19 protein-coding genes are annotated in these 18,354 nt (G+C 60.2%); 11 read left to right on the top strand and 8 right to left on the bottom strand.

The features are described from left to right. The first annotated feature begins 6 nt into the window (after positions 1–6). The 3 genes from PPTH39_RS21165 (at position 7) to lpxO (ending at position 3,526) form a co-directional block, all read left to right on the top strand. Positions 7–1,470, top strand: a complete 1,464-nt coding sequence (locus PPTH39_RS21165) for a purine-cytosine permease family protein (RefSeq protein WP_095001989.1) — start codon at positions 7–9, stop codon at positions 1,468–1,470. Next, positions 1,463–2,392, top strand: a complete 930-nt coding sequence (locus tag PPTH39_RS21160) for a PfkB family carbohydrate kinase (RefSeq protein ID WP_095018570.1) — start codon at positions 1,463–1,465, stop codon at positions 2,390–2,392. The genes PPTH39_RS21165 and PPTH39_RS21160 overlap by 8 nt, the downstream gene beginning before the upstream one ends. A 234-nt stretch (positions 2,393–2,626) precedes the next feature. Then, complete coding sequence (gene lpxO / locus PPTH39_RS21155) at positions 2,627–3,526, top strand: lipid A hydroxylase LpxO (protein ID WP_095001991.1); 900 nt, start codon at positions 2,627–2,629, stop codon at positions 3,524–3,526. Positions 3,527–3,628: 102 nt separating this feature from the next. Here the strand turns inward: lpxO and copD are convergent, their stop codons facing one another. After that, on the bottom strand, positions 3,629–4,477 hold the full coding sequence (gene copD / locus PPTH39_RS21150) for a copper homeostasis membrane protein CopD (RefSeq protein WP_095018569.1): 849 nt from the start codon (positions 4,475–4,477) through the stop codon (positions 3,629–3,631). Positions 4,478–4,481: 4 nt separating this feature from the next. After that, positions 4,482–4,856 (bottom strand): copper homeostasis periplasmic binding protein CopC, encoded by a 375-nt coding sequence (copC, locus tag PPTH39_RS21145; protein ID WP_095001993.1) that lies wholly within the window; start codon positions 4,854–4,856, stop codon positions 4,482–4,484. 109 nt (positions 4,857–4,965) lie between these two features. On the opposite strand from copC, the gene PPTH39_RS21140 reads away from it, so the two are divergent. Continuing rightward, a complete protein-coding gene (locus PPTH39_RS21140; RefSeq protein ID WP_130872400.1) occupies positions 4,966–5,511 on the top strand; it encodes a histidine phosphatase family protein in 546 nt (181 codons plus the stop codon). Position 5,512: 1 nt separating this feature from the next. Here the strand turns inward: PPTH39_RS21140 and bkdR are convergent, their stop codons facing one another. Further along, entirely contained in the window at positions 5,513–6,001 is a 489-nt protein-coding gene (gene bkdR / locus PPTH39_RS21135; RefSeq protein WP_016781430.1) for a Bkd operon transcriptional regulator BkdR, read from the bottom strand. A 205-nt stretch (positions 6,002–6,206) separates the two neighbouring features. Between bkdR and PPTH39_RS21130 the strand changes: the two genes are divergently transcribed. The 7 genes from PPTH39_RS21130 to PPTH39_RS21100 all read left to right on the top strand — a co-directional run bounded on the left by PPTH39_RS21130 (position 6,207) and on the right by PPTH39_RS21100 (position 13,444). Next, on the top strand, positions 6,207–7,439 hold the full coding sequence (locus PPTH39_RS21130) for a 3-methyl-2-oxobutanoate dehydrogenase (2-methylpropanoyl-transferring) subunit alpha (protein WP_095018567.1): 1,233 nt from the start codon (positions 6,207–6,209) through the stop codon (positions 7,437–7,439). 4 nt (positions 7,440–7,443) lie between these two features. Next, the gene (locus tag PPTH39_RS21125; RefSeq protein ID WP_016781432.1) at positions 7,444–8,499 is read left to right on the top strand and encodes an alpha-ketoacid dehydrogenase subunit beta; all 1,056 of its coding nucleotides are present in this window, start codon (positions 7,444–7,446) and stop codon (positions 8,497–8,499) included. Beyond that, positions 8,500–9,780: a dihydrolipoamide acetyltransferase family protein gene (locus PPTH39_RS21120; protein ID WP_130872399.1), complete on the top strand. Its 1,281-nt coding sequence runs from the start codon at positions 8,500–8,502 to the stop codon at positions 9,778–9,780. Between the two features lie 2 nt (positions 9,781–9,782). Next, positions 9,783–11,171: a dihydrolipoyl dehydrogenase gene (gene lpdA, locus PPTH39_RS21115; RefSeq protein WP_130872398.1), complete on the top strand. Its 1,389-nt coding sequence runs from the start codon at positions 9,783–9,785 to the stop codon at positions 11,169–11,171. A gap of 183 nt (positions 11,172–11,354) precedes the next feature. Then, complete coding sequence (locus PPTH39_RS21110; protein WP_130872397.1) at positions 11,355–12,740, top strand: nucleobase:cation symporter-2 family protein; 1,386 nt, start codon at positions 11,355–11,357, stop codon at positions 12,738–12,740. Between the two features lie 142 nt (positions 12,741–12,882). After that, positions 12,883–13,146, top strand: a complete 264-nt coding sequence (locus PPTH39_RS21105; RefSeq protein WP_095001999.1) for a helix-turn-helix domain-containing protein — start codon at positions 12,883–12,885, stop codon at positions 13,144–13,146. Continuing rightward, positions 13,109–13,444, top strand: a complete 336-nt coding sequence (locus PPTH39_RS21100; RefSeq protein ID WP_130872396.1) for a DUF6388 family protein — start codon at positions 13,109–13,111, stop codon at positions 13,442–13,444. The genes PPTH39_RS21105 and PPTH39_RS21100 overlap by 38 nt, the downstream gene beginning before the upstream one ends. 14 nt (positions 13,445–13,458) lie before the next feature. On the opposite strand, the gene PPTH39_RS21095 is transcribed toward PPTH39_RS21100, so the two are convergent. Genes PPTH39_RS21095 through PPTH39_RS21075 form a run of 5 tightly spaced genes read right to left on the bottom strand, consistent with a single transcriptional unit; the run spans position 13,459 to position 18,181 of the window. After that, positions 13,459–14,046, bottom strand: a complete 588-nt coding sequence (locus PPTH39_RS21095; RefSeq protein WP_095002001.1) for an ATP-binding cassette domain-containing protein — start codon at positions 14,044–14,046, stop codon at positions 13,459–13,461. Continuing rightward, entirely contained in the window at positions 14,039–14,830 is a 792-nt protein-coding gene (locus PPTH39_RS21090) for an ATP-binding cassette domain-containing protein (protein ID WP_095002002.1), read from the bottom strand. The genes PPTH39_RS21095 and PPTH39_RS21090 overlap by 8 nt, the downstream gene beginning before the upstream one ends. After that, positions 14,830–15,636 carry an ABC transporter permease gene (locus PPTH39_RS21085; RefSeq protein WP_130872395.1) on the bottom strand — a complete coding sequence of 269 codons (807 nt, stop codon included), beginning with the start codon at positions 15,634–15,636 and terminating at the stop codon, positions 14,830–14,832. Before PPTH39_RS21085 ends, PPTH39_RS21090 begins: the two co-directional genes overlap by 1 nt. Beyond that, on the bottom strand, positions 15,633–16,604 hold the full coding sequence (locus tag PPTH39_RS21080) for an ABC transporter permease (protein WP_232527677.1): 972 nt from the start codon (positions 16,602–16,604) through the stop codon (positions 15,633–15,635). The genes PPTH39_RS21085 and PPTH39_RS21080 overlap by 4 nt, the downstream gene beginning before the upstream one ends. Beyond that, complete coding sequence (locus PPTH39_RS21075) at positions 16,601–18,181, bottom strand: ABC transporter substrate-binding protein (RefSeq protein WP_095018563.1); 1,581 nt, start codon at positions 18,179–18,181, stop codon at positions 16,601–16,603. The genes PPTH39_RS21080 and PPTH39_RS21075 overlap by 4 nt, the downstream gene beginning before the upstream one ends. Positions 18,182–18,354 lie beyond the last annotated feature (173 nt).

Here is an 18,354-nt window from a genome sequence, read left to right as displayed (position 1 = left end):
TACGCCATGACTTCCCCTGACCCCGGGCACAGTGCCGGGCAACTGGAAACACGCGGCATCGAGCCGGTTCCCGAAAACGAGTGCAACGGCAACCCCGGGCAGCTGTTCTGGGTATGGTTTGCTGCCAATATCAGCATCCTCGGCCTGCCACTGGGCGCCACGCTGGTGGCCTTCCATCAACTGGCCATCTGGCAGGTGGTCATCGTCGCCTTGATCGGGGCTGGCGGCTCGTTCGCCCTGGTCGGCGTCATCTCAATCGCCGGTCGACGGGGCCGAGCACCAAGCCTGACCCTATCGCGAGCCATATTCGGCGTACGGGGCAACATAGGTCCTACGCTGGTTTCACTGATTTCCCGTGTCGGCTGGGAAACCGTAAACACCACCACCGCGGCATTTGTGCTGCTGGCCTTGTCTTCAATCCTGTTCAATACCCCCACCGAAGCCAAAAGCGCACCGGTGCTCACCCTGGTGTTTATCGCCCTCTTCACCCTGCTGACCCTTGCGGTGTCCGGCCTGGGCCACGCCACGCTGCTGCTGATCCAGAAGTGGGCAACTTATGTGTTCGGCGCGCTCAACCTGCTGGTCGGCGGTTTTCTATGCGCCACCATCGACTGGCCAGGCGTCTTCAGCGCCAGCCCGGCACCCGTCAGCGCCGTGATTATCGGGATTGGCATCATGGCCGCGGGCACCGGTATCGGTTGGGCCAACGCCGGGGCTGACATGTCGCGCTACCAAAAATCCAGCGTCAGCGCCGCGCAACTGGTGGCCAGCGCAGCCTGGGGCGCAGGGATTCCACTGGTTCTGCTGATTACTCTGGGGGGGTTGCTGACGGTCGGCAACCACGCGCTGGCATCCGCAACCGACCCCATTGCAGCAATCCGCAGCCTGCTGCCCTCCTGGATGGCGGTTCCCTACCTGGTCAGCGCCTTTGGCGGCCTGTTGCTGTCCAATCATCTGTCCGTCTATTCGGCCGGTCTCACTACCCTGACCCTGGGTGTAAGGATCAAGCGGGTGCAGGCCGTCGTCGTGGATATCGTGGCGATTTTCTGTGGTTCGATTTACTTCATGCTATTTGCCGACAGCTTTTACGGCCCTTTCATCACTTTTATTTCACTCACTGCCATCCCGATTACCGCCTGGGTAGCGATTTTTGTCGTCGACCTGCTGCACCGTCACTGCTACAGCGCCAACGACTTGCTCAACGTCAGCCCCAGCAGCGCCTACTGGTACAGCGGCGGCATCGAATGGCGGGCCTTGAGTGCCTGGGCCGTGGCCCTGCTGCTGGGGTTATGCTTTACCCGGGTTGGCAGCAACGATGCCGACTGGTTTACCGGCCCGCTCGCCGATTCCTGGCTGGGCCACAACGGCCTCGGCTGGGTCGTGACTTTCATCGTGGCTGGCGGCCTGTATGCGCTGCTGGGCGGCGCCAGAGACCGCCGCCTGCCAGCACAGGACAGCGCCCATGCCTAGATTGCTGCACACAGGCCAGGTGATCATCGATCTGGCCATGAGCCTGGACACACTGCCCGCCTCCGGCGGCGACGCGCTGGCCCACAGCGCCAGCTTTCACGCCGGTGGCGGGTTCAACGTAATGGCCGCTGCCCAGCGCAACGGCCTGCAGAGTGTGTACCTGGGGCGTCATGGTCAGGGACAGTTCGGTGACATGGCTCGCCAGGCCATGCACGCCGAGGGCATACACATGACCCTGCCAGTAGACCCGCATAAAGACACCGGGCTGTGCGTCGCACTCACCGAAGCCAGCGCCGAGCGTACTTTTATTTCCTGCATTGGTGCCGAAGGCGGGTTGTCTGCCCACGACCTCGCGCACGTCAGCGTGCAGCCCGACGACCATCTCTATGTCAGCGGTTACAGCCTGCTCCATGTCGGCAAGGCGAGGCCGCTTTTGCAGTGGATACAGGGCCTGGCGCAGAGTGTCCAGGTGACCTTCGATCCCGGCCCGTTACTGACCGATATTGACCCGCAACTGCTCGACGCCCTGCTCCCGCGCCTGAACCTGTGGACCGGCAACACTGCCGAAGCGCTGAGTTTTACCCATGCCCCCACACTGACCGACGCCCTGCCTGCCCTGAGCGCACGCCTGCCCACACACTGCCTTGCGGTTGTGCGCGACGGCCCGCAAGGCTGCTGGATCAGTGACCGCCACGGTCAGCAACACATCGCCGGGTTCAAGGTGCAGTGCATCGACAGCAATGGTGCCGGGGATGCTCATACAGGCGTGCTGATTGCCGCATTGGCGGCCGGGCATCCCGCACCGCAAGCGGCGCAACGGGCCAATGCAGCAGCGGCAATCGCCGTGACCCGTCGGGGGCCTGCCACAGCGCCGGGCGCTGGCGAAATTGATCGTTTATTGGGCGAAAATGGTTTTCATTGATCGAAAAAGAATTCCCCTACATGCAAATACGACTATAGGCCTGCCCACAACAGGACTAAAGACTGTAAAAAACATCTGCAAAAACATGATGAAACGTTAGAAAATATTCAAAATACTGTTTTAACCCTAACCAGGCTCACGGAATGCAACTCCAGCGCCCGATAACTCTTCTAGAGGTCGGGCCATTTGTGCGTGTTTGCAGGGCTGCGTTTCTCCTGAATTGTGAAGATACTCTTGAAACTCATCATTATTGCTGTCTACGTCTTGTCCATCGCCTATGTCCACCTGCGGGGCAAGGTTCGCCATAAGCTCGGGCGTCAACTGACCGATCACTCCTCCTTCCTGGCTCCGATCAACTGCTTTTTGTATCTGTTTTCCAAAGTGCCCGGCCAGCCCTACCTCAAACCTGCCGATTTCCCGGAACTGCAACCCTTGCAGGATCACTGGCAGGAAATCCGTGAAGAAGCGCGAAACCTGATGCAGGCGGGCGAGATCAAGCGTTCCGAGCAACCCAACGATGTCGGCTTCAACTCGTTTTTCAAAAGTGGCTGGAAGCGCTTTTACTTGAAGTGGTATGGCGACAACCACCCTTCGGCGGTCGAACTGTGCCCGCGCACCATTGAGCTGCTCAACAGCATCGGTACGGTCAAGGCCGCCATGTTTGCCGAATTGCCCCCTGGCTCCAAACTGGTGCGTCACCGCGACCCCTACGCCGGATCGCTGCGTTTTCACCTGGGCCTGGACACCCCGAATGATCCAGGCTGCTATATCAACGTTGACGGCCAGAACTACGCCTGGCGTGACGGCGAGGCGGTGATGTTTGACGAAACCTTTATCCATTACGCCGAAAACACTACCGATAAAAATCGCATCATCCTGTTCTGCGATGTCGAGCGTCCGATGCAGTATCGCTGGGCCAGTGCCTTCAATCAGTGGTTCAGCCGCACAGTGATGGCATCCGCCAGTTCGCCTAACGATGCCAGTGACAAAACCGGCGCCCTGAACCGCGCATTTACCCGGTTATACAAGATTCGCCTGCGCGGCAAAGAGCTGAAAAAGCGCAATCGCACGCGTTACTACGTAGAAAAATGGTTGGTGTTCGGCGGGTTGCTGGGTGTGTTTTTGTTGGTCTAGCCTTGTAGCCGCTACGAGGCACGAAGCTGCGAAGGGCTGCGTAGCGGGCCCGCACTTTTAAACTCCTGTGGCCCTTAATGCAGCCTCGCACCTCGTCAGCCGCTACACCACCAGCGGCGGCAAGGTGCCCAGCAATGACACGGCGGCGACTGCCGCCAAGCCAAACAGCCATTCCAATGCAACGCTTCTGCGCAACAGGGTGAAGCGGCCCGCACGACTCATCAGCAGATTGAACAGCGCCAGCAGCAACATCACCCCCACCAGGGTCACCTTGATCAACAGAATCAGGGCGAAGCCTTCAAACAAAGGTGAAGGCCAGAGCGCACCGGTCAGCACGCGGGTATTGATCAGCCCGGTAAGAATAATCCCGGCGACCAACATAAACCCCAGATTGCTGAAGCGCTGCAACACAGCGCCCACGTCCTGACCGACAGGCCGCACAAGGATAAGCTGCAACCCCAACAGACCACCGATCCAGGCCCCCACACACGCCAGATGCACCCACTGGTTAAGCATCAGCAATTGCCCACGCCAGCCATCCAGCATCGCGCCGTGACCCACCGGAGCCAACGTGCCCAACAACAGAAAACCCAGCAACCAGATAAGGTTAAATCCGCTACGGGCATACAAGGCGAGCAACAACAGCACGCAAAACAGCAGATGAAAAGCCCACACCTGGCCGAAAAAGGTACTGCCCAACACCAGCCACAACGTCGCCGGGGCCAGGGTTTCAGGCCAGCTTCCTGCCATCGAGTGGGTGGTCAACAGTAACCAGGCAAGGCCGCTGGCCAGCGCCACCCAGGCCAGCACCCGGTTGACCTTGAGCAATTGGCCATCAATGTCGAAGGATGGCCATGCCCCGCGCAACAGAGGCCTGAATGCACAGGCTCCGAAGATCAGCAACACCACACTGAAATGCACAAACCGGCAGATCACCATTGCACTGAGCATCAACTCAGTTGCTCACCGTAAAGCTGTAATCGCCGGCACTTTTGTGGGTATCGACAGACACGGCGTTCCATTTGACGTTATAGGTACCCGCCGGCAACGGCTGTGCCGGTGTCACAATCAGGGTTTTCTTGTTGCCGGGTTCGGTCTTGATGCTGCTCACCGGCACCGGCGCCTGGTCATGGCTGATCACAACCTGGGTAAACGCCTGCTCCACGCCTTCACTGAACACCAGGCGCAGTTCGTTGACGCTGTTCACCGTGCTGTCGGCGGCGGGGGTCGCCTGCTCCAGATGGGCATGGGCAAACGCTGCGCCGGCCCCGGTCATCAGTGTCAGTAACGCAGCCGTATTAAGAACTTTCTTCAAAAAAGCAGCAGCCATTGCACAGTACCTTGAGAGTGAAATACACGGTCATAATACTCGCCTAAACTGATTTGAAGGGCGAGCGCAGACAACACAAACACAACGTCTCCCCCGCAAGGATTCCGGTATGCCCACCCGCCTCAGCTTTATTTGTCATGTCCGCACAGAAGCCCAGCGTCTGGGCCGCTTTGCACTGGATGAGGCGGCTGACCCGAAAGGCCTGCTGTTGGCCGCCGAATTGAGTGCCAGGCTGAAAAAGCCGGTACGCATACTCTGCGCGCCCGAAACCCGCACCCTGCAAACCGCGCAGGCACTGGGTGGCGAAATCGAGATTGTCCCGGCCCTGGGCGACTACGATATCGGCGACTGGCAGGGCCAGCGCCTGTCAGACCTGCAACAAAGCATGCCCCAGGCGCTAGCCAACTGGATCAGCAACCCCGATGCCGCGCCCCATGGCGGTGAGTCGATACAGGCCCTGTGCCTGCGGGTCAGCGCCTGGCTCGACGAGTTTCGCGAAGAGGGTCATTTTGCCGTGGTGACTCATCCTTTTGTGATCCGTGCTGCCATATTGCACGCCCTGGCAGCGAGCACTGCCTCCTTCAACCTGATTGACGTAGAGCCACTGGCGGTGGTCGACCTGCGCTTCAACGAGCGCTGGCGCTTGCGGGTGTAATTCACTCCTCCAGCGTCAGCCCGCCAGGAGGCAATGGCAGCGCAGTTTTGTAGCGCACCTGTTTGAGGGCGAAGCTGGAGCGGATATTGGCCACGCCGGGCACCTTGGTCAAAAAGTCCATCATGAAACGCTCCAGCGCCTGGATGCTGGGCACCAGCACCCGGATCAGGTAATCCGGGTCGCCGGCCATCAAGTAGCACTCCATGACTTCATGGCGATCGGATATCGCCGCTTCAAAATGCTGCAGGGCTTCCTCGACCTGTTTTTCCAGGCTCACATGGATAAACACATTGACATGCAGCCCCAGCATATCGGCGTCAAGCAGGGTCACCTGCTCGCGGATCAGGCCGCGCTCTTCCATGGCCTTGACCCGGTTGAAACAGGGCGTCGGCGACAGGTTGACCGAACGCGCAAGGTCCGCATTGGTGATGCGCGCATTCTGCTGAAGGCTATTGAGAATCCCGATATCAGTTCGATCTAGCTTGCGCATGAGACAAAAGCACCTGTTTTTTATGTTTATGCAGAATTCTTATCCTTAAACGCTGCAAAGCACAATGAACTACAGAGAAATATTCTTCGGCGTCAGGAATATGATTGTTGTAGGACAAGATCTTGGTTTTTATCAGACAGATCTTCGACAGTACTACCTAGCTCCCGCGCCTATAAACACGACAAGATCGAGCGTAGAGAAAGCCATGAATGAATATGCACCGCTGCGCCTGCACGTTCCCGAACCGTCCGGCCGCCCAGGCTGCAAGACCGACTTCAGCTACCTGCGCCTGACCGATGCCGGTCTGGTGCGCAAACCCCCGATCGATGTGGAACCTGCCGACACCGCAGACCTGGCCAAAGGCCTGATCCGTGTACTCGACGACAAGGGCCAGGCCCTTGGCCCGTGGGCCGAAGGCGTATCGAGCGAAGTGTTGCGCGAAGGCATGCGCGCCATGCTCAAGACGCGCATTTTCGACACGCGCATGGTGGTCGCCCAGCGCCAGAAAAAAATGTCGTTCTATATGCAAAGCCTGGGCGAAGAAGCCATCGGCAGCGCCCAGGCCCTGGCCTTGAACATCGACGACATGTGCTTCCCCACCTACCGCCAGCAAAGCATCCTGATGGCTCGTGATGTGCCGCTGGTCGACCTGATCTGCCAATTGCTGTCCAACGAACGCGACCCGCTTAAGGGTCGGCAATTGCCGATCATGTACTCGGTGCGCGACTACGGCTTTTTCAGTATTTCCGGCAACCTCGCCACCCAATTCGTACAGGCGGTTGGTTGGGGCATGGCCTCGGCCATCAAGGGCGACACCAAAATCGCCTCGGCCTGGATCGGTGACGGCGCCACCGCCGAATCGGACTTCCACACTGCCCTCACCTTTGCCCACGTTTACCGCGCCCCGGTGATCCTCAACGTGGTCAACAACCAATGGGCCATTTCGACCTTCCAGGCCATTGCCGGTGGCGAGTCCACCACCTTTGCCGGACGCGGCGTGGGCTGCGGCATTGCTTCGCTGCGGGTCGACGGCAACGACTTTATCGCCGTTTACGCCGCCTCGGCCTGGGCCGCAGAGCGCGCGCGCCGCAACCTGGGGCCGACCCTAATCGAATGGGTCACTTATCGTGCTGGCCCGCACTCCACCTCCGACGACCCGTCCAAGTATCGTCCGGCCGATGACTGGAGCCACTTCCCGCTGGGCGATCCGATTCTTCGTCTCAAGCAGCACCTGATTGCCACCGGCAACTGGTCGGAAGAAGAGCACGCAGCCGTCAGTGCCGAGCTGGAAGCGGAAATCATTGGCGCGCAAAAGGAAGCCGAGCGTTTCGGCACCCTGGCAGGCGGGCAGATACCCAGTGCCGCGAGCATGTTCGAAGACGTGTACAAGGAAATGCCCGAGCATTTGCGCCGGCAACGCCAGGAATTGGGGTTATAACCAGATGAACGACAACAATAAAATTCAGATGGAGAACGCCGTGAGTACCAGCACCATGACGATGATCCAGGCCCTGCGCTCGGCCATGGATGTGATGCTCGAGCGCGACGATAACGTGGTGGTGTTTGGCCAGGACGTGGGCTACTTCGGCGGTGTGTTCCGCTGCACCGAAGGCCTGCAGGCCAAGTACGGCAGTTCGCGGGTGTTCGACGCACCGATCTCGGAAAGTGGCATCGTCGGTACCGCCGTGGGCATGGGCGCCTATGGCCTGCGCCCGGTGGCCGAAATCCAGTTTGCCGACTATTTCTACCCGGCGTCCGACCAGATTGTTTCTGAAGCGGCGCGCCTGCGTTACCGCTCTGCCGGCGAGTTTATCGCGCCAATGACCATCCGCATGCCCTGCGGCGGCGGGATTTACGGTGGCCAGACCCACAGCCAGAGCCCCGAGGCCATGTTTACCCAGGTCTGCGGCCTGCGTACCGTGATGCCATCCAACCCCTACGACGCCAAGGGCCTGCTGATTGCCGCCATCGAGAACGATGACCCGGTGATCTTCCTCGAGCCAAAACGCCTGTACAACGGCCCGTTCGACGGCCACCACGACCGTCCGGTAACCCCCTGGATGAAGCACCCGGCCAGCGCCGTGCCCGACGGTTACTACACCGTCCCGCTGGACTGCGCCGCCATTGTGCGGCCCGGTACTGAAGTCACCATCCTGACCTACGGCACCACCGTTTATGTGGCCCAGGCCGCCGCCGAAGAAACCGGCATCGACGCTGAAGTAATCGACTTGCGCAGCCTCTGGCCGCTGGACCTGGACGCCATTGTCACCTCTGTAAAAAAGACCCGCCGTTGCGTTGTTGTTCACGAAGCCACCCGTACCTGCGGGTTTGGCGCCGAGCTGATCGCACTGGTTCAAGAGCACTGCTTCCACTACCTGGAAGCGCCGATCGAGCGCGTAACCGGCTGGGATACCCCCTATCCCCATGCCCAGGAGTGGGCCTATTTCCCCGGCCCGGCGCGAGTGGGTGCTGCACTACAACGGGTTATGGAGGTCTGAATGGGTACGCACGTTATCAAGATGCCGGACATTGGCGAAGGCATTGCGCAAGTAGAACTGGTGGAATGGTTTGTCAAAGTCGGTGACATGGTCAGCGAAGACCAGGTGGTCGCCGATGTGATGACCGACAAGGCCACGGTAGACGTCCCCTCCCCCGTGGCCGGCAGGGTCCTGGCCCTGGGTGGCCAGCCTGGCGAAGTCATGGCCGTGGGCAGCGAACTGATCCGCATCGAAGTCGAAGGCGCCGGCAACCTGCGTGAAAGTGCGCAAGCTGGCCCTGCAGCGGAACCTGTGGTCGCCGCAGTAAAAGCCGCCCCTCAAGCTCGCGTAGAAGTGGCCGTGGTGGCCGCCCCACCGATCAAGGCGGCACCGGCACAACGATCGGCGCCTGTGGCCCGTGAAGCCAACGAGCGCCCGCTGGCCTCCCCGGCCGTGCGCAAGCGCGCCTGGGATAGCGGTATCGAGTTGCGCTTTGTGGTTGGCAGCGGCCCGGCGGGCCGTGTCCTGCATGACGACCTGGATGCATACCTGGCCCGCGACACCGAAACCAGCGTGGCACCGGCCAGCGGTTACGCCCTGCGCAACGACGAGCAACAAATCCCGGTGATCGGCCTGCGCCGCAAGATCGCCCAACGCATGCAGGACGCCAAGCGCCGTGCCGCACACTTCAGCTATGTCGAGGAAGTGGACGTCACCGCCCTGGAAGAACTGCGTGCCCAGCTCAACCAAAAATGGGGGGACAGCCGCGGCAAACTGACCCTGTTGCCGTTTCTACTGCGGGCCATGGTCGTGGCCTTGCGCGACTTCCCGCAGATCAACGTGCGCTACGACGACGAAGCGCAAATCATCACCCGCTTTGGCGCCGCCCATATCGGCGTCGCCGCGCAAAGCGACGGTGGTTTGATGGTGCCTGTGGTGCGCCATGCCGAGACCCTCAACCTGTGGGGCGCCGCCGATGAAATCGCCCGCCTGGCCAACGCCGTACGCACCGGCAAGGCTACCCGCGAGGAACTCACCGGCTCGACCATCACCCTGACCAGCCTGGGAGCCTTGGGCGGGATTGTCAGCACACCGGTGGTCAACCTGCCCGAAGTGGCGATCATTGGCGTCAACCGCATCGTCGAGCGCCCGGTGGTGGTCAAAGGCCAGATCGTGGTGCGCAAAATGATGAACCTCTCCAGCTCCTTCGACCATCGTGTGGTCGACGGCATGGACGCGGCGCAATTTATCCAGGCCATGCGTGGCTTGCTCGAACAACCTGCCACCCTGTTTGTGGAGTGAACATGCAGCCAACCCAACACACCACGCTGCTGATTATCGGCGGCGGCCCCGGCGGCTATGTGGCGGCGATCCGCGCCGGCCAGCTGGGCATTCCGACGGTCCTGATCGAAGGCCAGTCGCTGGGCGGTACCTGCCTGAACGTCGGCTGCATCCCGTCCAAGGCCCTGATCCACGTTGCCGAACAGTTCCATGCCACCCAGCGCTACAGCACCGGTACTTCACCGCTGGGGATCAAGACCCAGGCCCCGACCCTGGACATCGGCCAGAGCGTGCAATGGAAAAACACCATTGTTGATCGCCTGACCAGCGGCGTCGGCGCTCTGCTGAAAAAGAACAACGTCAAGGTCATTCACGGCTGGGCCAAAATCCTCGACGGCAAGGCGGTTGAAGTCGGCGGCCAGCGCATCGAATGCGAACATCTGTTGCTGGCCACCGGCTCGCAATCGGTCGACCTGCCGATCCTGCCCATTGGCGGGGCGATCATTTCGTCCACCGAAGCCTTGCAGCCCACCACCATTCCCCGACGCCTGACCGTGGTTGGCGCTGGCTATATCGGCCTGGAACTGGGGATCGCCTACCGCAAGCTGGGGGCCGAGGTCACGGTGGTTGAAGCCCGTGACCGTATCCTGCCAACTTACGACAAGGACCTGACCTTGCCCGTGGCAGAATCCCTCAAGGCACTGGGGATTACCCTGTATCTGGAGCACAGCGTCGAAGGTTTCCAGGCCAGCAGCAAAACCCTGTCGATGCGTGACCGCATGGGCCAGAGCCAGACCCTGGAAACCGATCAGGTGCTGGTGGCGGTGGGTCGTCGGCCGCGTACACAAGGCTTCAACCTTGAAGCGCTGGCGCTGACCATGAACGGCCCGGCGATTCGCGTCGACAACCGTTGCCACACCAGCATGCGCAATGTCTGGGCGATTGGTGACCTGACCGGCGAGCCGATGCTGGCCCACCGGGCCATGGCCCAGGGTGAGATGGTTGCTGAAATCATTGCCGGCAAACAGCGCGAGTTCAGCCCTGCGGCGATTGCCGCGGTGTGTTTTACCGATCCCGAAATCGTCGTGGTGGGCAAAACCCCGGTTGAGGCGCAAGAGGCCGGTCTGGACTGCATCAGCGCCAGCTTTCCGTTCTCTGCCAATGGCCGGGCCATGACCCTGGAAGCCAAAACCGGCTTTGTGCGGGTTGTGGCGCGCCGGGACAATCACCTGATTGTCGGTTGGCAGGCCGTGGGGGCCGGTGTTTCGGAGTTGTCGACGGCCTTTGGCCAGTCATTGGAAATGGGCGCCTGCCTGGAAGACATCGCCGGCACCATCCACGCGCACCCGACCCTGGGCGAAGCCGTCCAGGAAGCAGCGTTGCGTGCGCTGGGGCATGCGTTGCACCTGTAATCCCCCCCTTACTGTGGGAGCGGGCTTGCTCGCGATGCAGGCGACGCGGTTTATCTGATAGACCGAGTGGCTGCTATCGCGAGCAAGCCCGCTCCCACAGCAAGTCAGGCCCTGCGCAATCCAACACTGGGCGTAATGGCTCAACACCAGTAGAATCGCGCTCTTTTTTCCAGGGCGCTCGCCATGACCTCTCTTAAAACCCCGCTCGAAGCCGAGTCCCAAACCAGCGAGCTGGTCTTAGGTCTTGAAGACCGTCCCAAGCCGTGGATCGCCTTTCTGGCCGCCCTGCAGCACCTGCTGGCCATTATTGTGCCGATCGTCACCCCCGGCCTGCTGATCTGCCAGGCCCTGGGTGTGTCCAGCCGTGATACCAACCTGATTGTCTCCATGTCGCTGGTGATCTCCGGTATCGCTACCTTTGTTCAGTGCAAACGCTTTGGCCCCTTTGGCGCCGGGCTGCTGATCGTCCAGGGCACCAGTTTCAACTTTGTCGGCCCGCTGATTGCCGGCGGCGCACTGATGGTCAAGCAAGGCACGCCGGTTGAAGGCGTGATGGCGGCGATCTTTGGCGTGGTGATTGCCGGCTCGTTTGTCGAAATGGGTATCTCGCGCATCCTGCCTTTTGTAAAACGCATGATCACCCCGCTGGTCACCGGCATCGTGGTGCTGATGATCGGCCTGACCCTGATCAAGGTCGGCCTGATCAGCATGGGCGGCGGCTTCACGGCCATGGGCAACGGTACCTTCGCCAACGGCGAAAACCTGATGCTCTCGGGTGTGGTGCTGGCCATTATCGTGATCCTTAACCGCATCCCGCTGGTGTGGATGCGCAGTTGCGCCATTGTTATCGCCCTGGCCGTGGGCTACGCCCTGGCAGGCTACCTGGGCCGCCTGGACTTCACCGGCATGCACCAGGCCGAGCTGTTCCAGGTGCCAATGCCCTTGCATTTCGGCCTGGGGTTTTCCTGGGCGCTGTTTATTCCCATGCTGGTGATCTACCTGGTCACGTCGCTGGAAGCCATCGGTGACGTCACAGCCACCAGCAAAGTATCGCGCCAGCCGGTCGAAGGCCCGGTGTGGATGCAGCGCATCAAGGGCGGTGTGCTGGTCAACGGCGCCAACTCGTTTCTGGCGGGTATCTTCAACACCTTCCCGAGTTCGGTGTTTGCCCAGAACAACGGTGTCATTCAGCTCACCGGTATCACCAGCCGCCATATCGGTGTGTGGATTGCCGGCATGCTGATCCTGCTGGGCCTGTTCCCCAGCGTTGCCGGTGCGATTCAGGCAGTGCCTGAGCCGGTACTGGGCGGTGCGGCCATGGTGATGTTCGGCGCCGTTGCCGCTTCGGGCATCAATATTCTGGCCAGCATTACCCTGGACCGCCGCGCCCTGCTGATCATTGCCGTGTCCCTGGCGCTGGGCCTGGGCGTATCGCAAGTGCCAGAGTTCCTGGCGCATATGCCTGCGGCTCTGCGTAACGTACTGGAGTCAGGTGTGGCTACAGGCGGTATCTGTGCCCTGCTGTTGAACTGGTTCCTGCCAGAAACAGAGAAAAAACCGACGTTGTAAGCGACACGGCCAGGCAGGAGTGCCTTTTGCCCTCCTGCTTGTGCTTACAAAAACGGGTCGTTATTCACCGCCCATCTTTCCCAATTTCTTCATTTGGCCTACTATTTTTTCAAACCCTTAATGCCTGACATAGGCGATGTTTATGAACACATACGGTGAGCGACTCAAACATGAGCGTTTGCGCCTGAAACTGACACAGGTACAACTGGCGGATGCGGGGGGTGTGGGGCGCCATGCACAAAGCTACTATGAGCGCGATATCACCTTGCCCCGCGCCGACTATCTGGCGGCCATTACTCTGCTCGGTATTGATGTAGTGTTCATCATCACCGGCAAGCACACCCTGCCTGTTTACGAGGAAATCAGTTGTGACCGAACCCGGCACCCGACATCAAAAAGCACTTGATCGCTTTCTCAGTGACCACCCTGAACTGGTCGTGGCGCTTGAGACATTGAACCCATTGGCCGCCCGCGCTATCGGCCAATCGATAAAGGAATATTGCCAGGAACGCTTGAACGAAGCCTTTGAGGCCGAGGCTGAGCGTCTGGGGTTTTTTGCCTGGGAGCTGACCCTGCAATTGACCAGCGCCAGCCCGCAAGAATTCGAGGCCCAGCGCCTTGAAGTGCATCGCGAAGTGGCGCAAATGGCCGGCATGGAATGGGTTGAATACTGCGAACTGCATGGCCCGCTCCGTAGCAGTTGACGAGCCGTGCGAGGCTAGGGCAGCCAGATACTCGAACATACCTTCTGCAACAACGCCTTGTTGTGACTGAACACAATCATCCCCAGCTCCCGACGCCTGGTCTCTTCGAGCAAGACTTGCCACACCTGCGCCTGTACATGCGCATCCAGTTGCGCCGTCACTTCATCGGCAATCAGGTAGCGGGTGCGCGGATCCAGCGCCCTGAGCAAAGCGATACGCGCCAGTTCTCCGCCAGACAATTCGTCCGGGCGACGGGCCAACCACCCGGGGTTCACCGCCAGGCGTGCCAGCCAGGCGGCATCTGGCGACCAGGCATCACGCAGGCTCTCGCCCGTTGTGCGATAAGGGTTGAAGGTCTGTTCAGGATGCTGCGGCACCAGCTGTACCGGGCAATAGCCCTTTTTCGCAAGCGCTTTGCCATCCACGGTGATGCTGCCCGAGGTTGCTGACTGCCATTGCGCCAGCACCCGGCCCAGGGTGGTTTTGCCATAACCGCTGGGCGCCGAGATGCCCTGACGCTCCCCCGGCCGCACCTGAAACGACACACAGTCCCAGAGCTGCCGGCCATCCTGGACAATGCTTAATTGCTGGACCTCAAGCATATTCCGGCACCCGCCGGGCAAAAAACTGTTGTTCCGGCAAGGCTGCCCACAACGACTGCAACCAGGGGCTGCCGCCGTTTTCGCGCAGTTCCAGGGCACTCAGGGTTTCGTGCAGCTCGCCCTGATGCAACACAGCGATCCTGTCGGCAAAGCGCGCCGCCAGGGCCAGATCATGGGTCACCCACAAAATCCCCCGACCTTGCAGGCAAAAGCCCTTGAGATGGGTCAACAGTTGGCAGGCATGTTCGTCATCCAGCCATGAGGTGATCTCGTCCGCGAGGATATAACGCGCAGGAGTCAAGGCCGCGCAACTGGCCAGAACGCGCTTGGCCATGCCCCCTGACAACATGCGCGGGAATTCGTCCACCAGTTCTGGCTTGAGGTTGTAGTGCGTGAGCTGCTCGGCCACATCGCCAAGCCCCAGCCTGACCCCGCTCAAGTGCGCAGCACGCTGCAATTGCGGCCCGACCTTGATCAGCGGGTTCAGGGCGTTGACACCCTGGGGTACATAGCACAGGGCTTTGCCCCGCTGATTGACCTTGCCGGCCTCCCCCAACACCTGCCCGTCGAGCACTATTTCGCCGCGACAACGCATGTTTTCAGGGAGCAAGCCCAAGGCACTTTGCAGCAGCAGGCTTTTGCCTTCGCCGCTGGAGCCCACCAGCGCCGTCAATTCTCCGGGGCGTACTTCAAGGGAGATATTGCTCAGCAGCGGATGCCAGGTTTTATGGCCCAACCAATGATAGTGCGCAACGTCGATCGCAAACCGGTCGAATTTCAGCATCAGGTAATCCTTATCCAGAGCTGCTGCAATGCCCGTGCAAACTGGTCAAAAACCAGTACCAGGCCCACCAGAATCAAACCCGGGAAAAACGCCAGCCACCAGGCGCCACTGCTCAAGTACTTTAGCGCATCGGCCAGCAACAGGCCCAATGACGGATCATGGGGCGCCAGGCCGAAGCCCAGGAAACTCAACGCCGCCGAATGCAGAACTGCGTGGGGGAACATCAACAGGGTACCGACGATCCACTGCGGCATCAGCAACGGCAACAAGTGATGACGCCAGCGATAGAAGCTGCTGTTGCCCAGGCGATGGGAGAGCATCACAAAATCGGTCTCGCGGATACGCAGGATCTCGCCGCGCAGGATCAGGGCCAGGCGTGGCCAGTGGGTCAGCGCCACGGCCAGGATGACCCCCTGCTTGCCACCGCCCAAGGTGAAGCAAATCAATACCAGCAGCAACAAATGCGGCAGCGCCAGCATGCTGTCGATCAGCCCGCGAATCAGGTAATCCAGGGTTTTGTTCAGCGCACACAGACTGGCGGCCAGCATCGCCAGAAAACCGCTGCTGAACGCTGCGGTCAGGCCGATCTGCAGGCTGGTGGTCATCCCCTGAAAACACCGCAGCCACAGATCACGGCCCAGGCTGTCAGTGCCAAACCAGTACTCGGCAGACGGTGGCAGGCGCCGTGCCAGCAGATCCATGGAGACATCAATATTGATGATTGAGATACCGTAGGCGATCAACCCCAGCAGCATCAGCAACGAGAGGCAGAGCCTTAGCAAGGCGCGATTGGGGTTGTAGGTCATACCTGGCGCGCCGCCCCGCGGTTAAGGCGCAGTAACAGCGCGTTGGCAATGCTGTTGCCGGTGAATACCAGCACCGCACAGAACATCACGATCCCCATCAACAATGGAATATCGCCGCGTAATCCGGCATCGATCGTGGCCTGCCCCAGGCCTGGATAAGCGAACACTTTTTCAGCCAGCAACGAACCGCCGATCAACTCCCCCACCGAGGCAAATTGCAGGCACAAGGCCGGGGTGATGGCATGGCGCAGGATATGAAAGTTGATCAGCGGCCAGCCTTTGTCGCCCTGGGCATGGGCGAAACGAATAAATTCGCTGTTCATCACTTCAGCCACCCGCGAGCGGGTATGCAGGGCGATATTGCCCACGCCCAGTACACCCAGGGCCAGCATGGGCAGGATCAAGTGTCGCAACTTGTCGCCCCAGGTTGCGGTTTCGGCATTGCTGCCGGGGGTCCAGGCGCAGCAGATCGGCGCCCAGTTGAGCGTAACGGCAAACAGTGACAGCAACAGCAGGCCAATCCAGAACGTCGGCATGGATGCCAGCACATAGGACAGCGTCGAAATAAGGCGGTCAGGCCAACGGTTCAAATAACGCCCGGCCGTCAGCCCCATGGCCAGGCCGACGATGCCGGAAAACAGCCAGGCCGAAAACAGCAGTGCAAAGGAGGTGGCAAAACGCTCTCCAATCACCTGCGAGACCGGCGCGTTATAGAGCATTGAATAGCCGAAATCGCCTTGCAGCATTTGCCCGAACCAGCGCAAAAAGCGCTCCCATAACGGCAGATCGAGCCCCCAGCGCGCCGCAATCAATGGATATTGCTCGGGCGGTACGTGCAACAGATCGTTACCTATATAGGCCCGGATCGGGTCTACCGGAGAAAAACTGAGCAAGGCAAAGGTGCCCGCTGCCGTTACCAGCAGCAGGCCCAGCAAACGCAGCACAAACAGCGATAGGCCGCGGATCACCGGCAGGTCCACTTCCAGTGATCAACGCTGTTGAGCAGCGACCAGGAACCGTGGATTTCCGGGGCGCCCTTACCCAGATCGATGCACTCATCGGTGAGGTAAGTGTGCTGAACATTGAGCAACCAGGCCCAGGCGGCATCTCCTTTAACGCCGACGCCGGTTTTGCCGTCCCACTCCACTTGCTGCCAGAACGGCACCGCCTGCTGCCAGGTCGGCGCATCGAGGGCTTGCTGCAGATGCTGATCGACAACCGGGTTCTGGTAATAACCGGGGTTGTAGTATTCCACGCCTGCCGCCTTGCTGCTGTAGTGATGGTAAAGCTCCATCGGGTCGAGGCTGCCCCAGCCAAACAGGGTCGGGTTGGCGTGCATGTTGCGCTCAACGGTTTCCCAACTGCCGGACTTCAGGTCTACGTCGATGCCCACGGGCTTGAGCATTGAGCGCACGGCCTGGGCCAGATCCCGGCGAGTGGCATCGCCACTGGCGTACCACAGGGTGATTTTGGCCGGCAGGCCGTTTTTTTCACGGATGCCATGGGCGTTTTCAATCCAGCCTGCGTCTTCCAGTATCTGCCGGGCTTTGTCGGTATCGCCATCCTTGAACAGCGCATCCGGGTTATCCCACGGTAAACCCTGCACGCCGGTGTAGGCCGGGATCGCGTGGCCTTCGAGAATCTGATCGGCAAGCAGTTGGCGATTGATGGCGTAGTTGATGGCTTTGCGGATGGCCACATCAGCCGTCACATCATTGCCAATCGGGTAGCCCTGGGCATCTTTTTTACCGGACGCGAGGGTTGGCATCACGATGCCACGGTTTTCCACACTGGGGCGAACCCACAGTTTCATGCCCGCGGCAGGCGTCACGGCCAGCGCAGGGGCGATGCGCACAATACCCAGCTGCTTGCTTTGGGCGGCAGCGAAAGCGCTGTCTTCATCCAGGAACACAAACACCAGTTTGTTGAAATCGTTCTTCTGCCCTGCGTAGTACGGGTTGGCCTCAACGATCAACTGCTGACCCGGCTGGTAGCTGACCAACCGATAAGGCCCGGCGCCAATCGGCTTTTGCGCGTAGGTTTTGGCGTCGTATTGGTCTGCCGAGACAATCCCCAGCGAACCGAGCACATTGACGAACGTGCTTTGCGGCGCCTTGAGCTCAATACGCACCGTGAGCGGATCAACCGCCTCGGCCTTGAGGAAGTTGCCCATATCGACCTTGCCACCACTGGCCGCCGCATTGTTGTAGGTGTAAGCCACGTCCTTGGCGGTCAGTGGCGAACCGTCGGAGAACTTGAGGTCGGGCTTGAGCTTGAGGGTCCAGGTCTTGCCATCCGCGCTGGCCTGATAATCGCTGAGGAGAAAACCGCTCCAGGACAAATCTTCGTTTTGCTTGAGCAAAGGGCTGTGCAACAGCAGATAACTGCCGTGGCTCCAGCCCAGCATTGGATCAAAGCCTTCGGTCGGCTCATCACCAATGGCCAGTTGCAGGGTGCGATCCTGCGCTGAGACAACAGGCGCTGCCAACACACTCAACAAGGCCGCAGCCACCAGGGTGTTACGCATCCATGCGGGTTTTGACATCTATCCTCCTGATATGAAATGGCCTCGCCCAAACGGGCCGTACGCAGGTTATCGCGCCCCACAGTAATAGCAGGCTGATTTTAAATAGCCAGTTATGCATCTGATTTTTTAGGGGTTTTCCAGGCGATACGTCTTACCTTGTAACAATTGCCACAGGTCAGGTTCCCCGGGCA

The sequence above is a fragment of the Pseudomonas bubulae genome (assembly GCF_900618535.1).
Lineage (GTDB): Bacteria > Pseudomonadota > Gammaproteobacteria > Pseudomonadales > Pseudomonadaceae > Aquipseudomonas > Aquipseudomonas bubulae.
The sequence above is the reverse complement of the archived record's forward strand: the minus strand, read 5'-3'. Positions and strand labels throughout refer to the sequence as shown.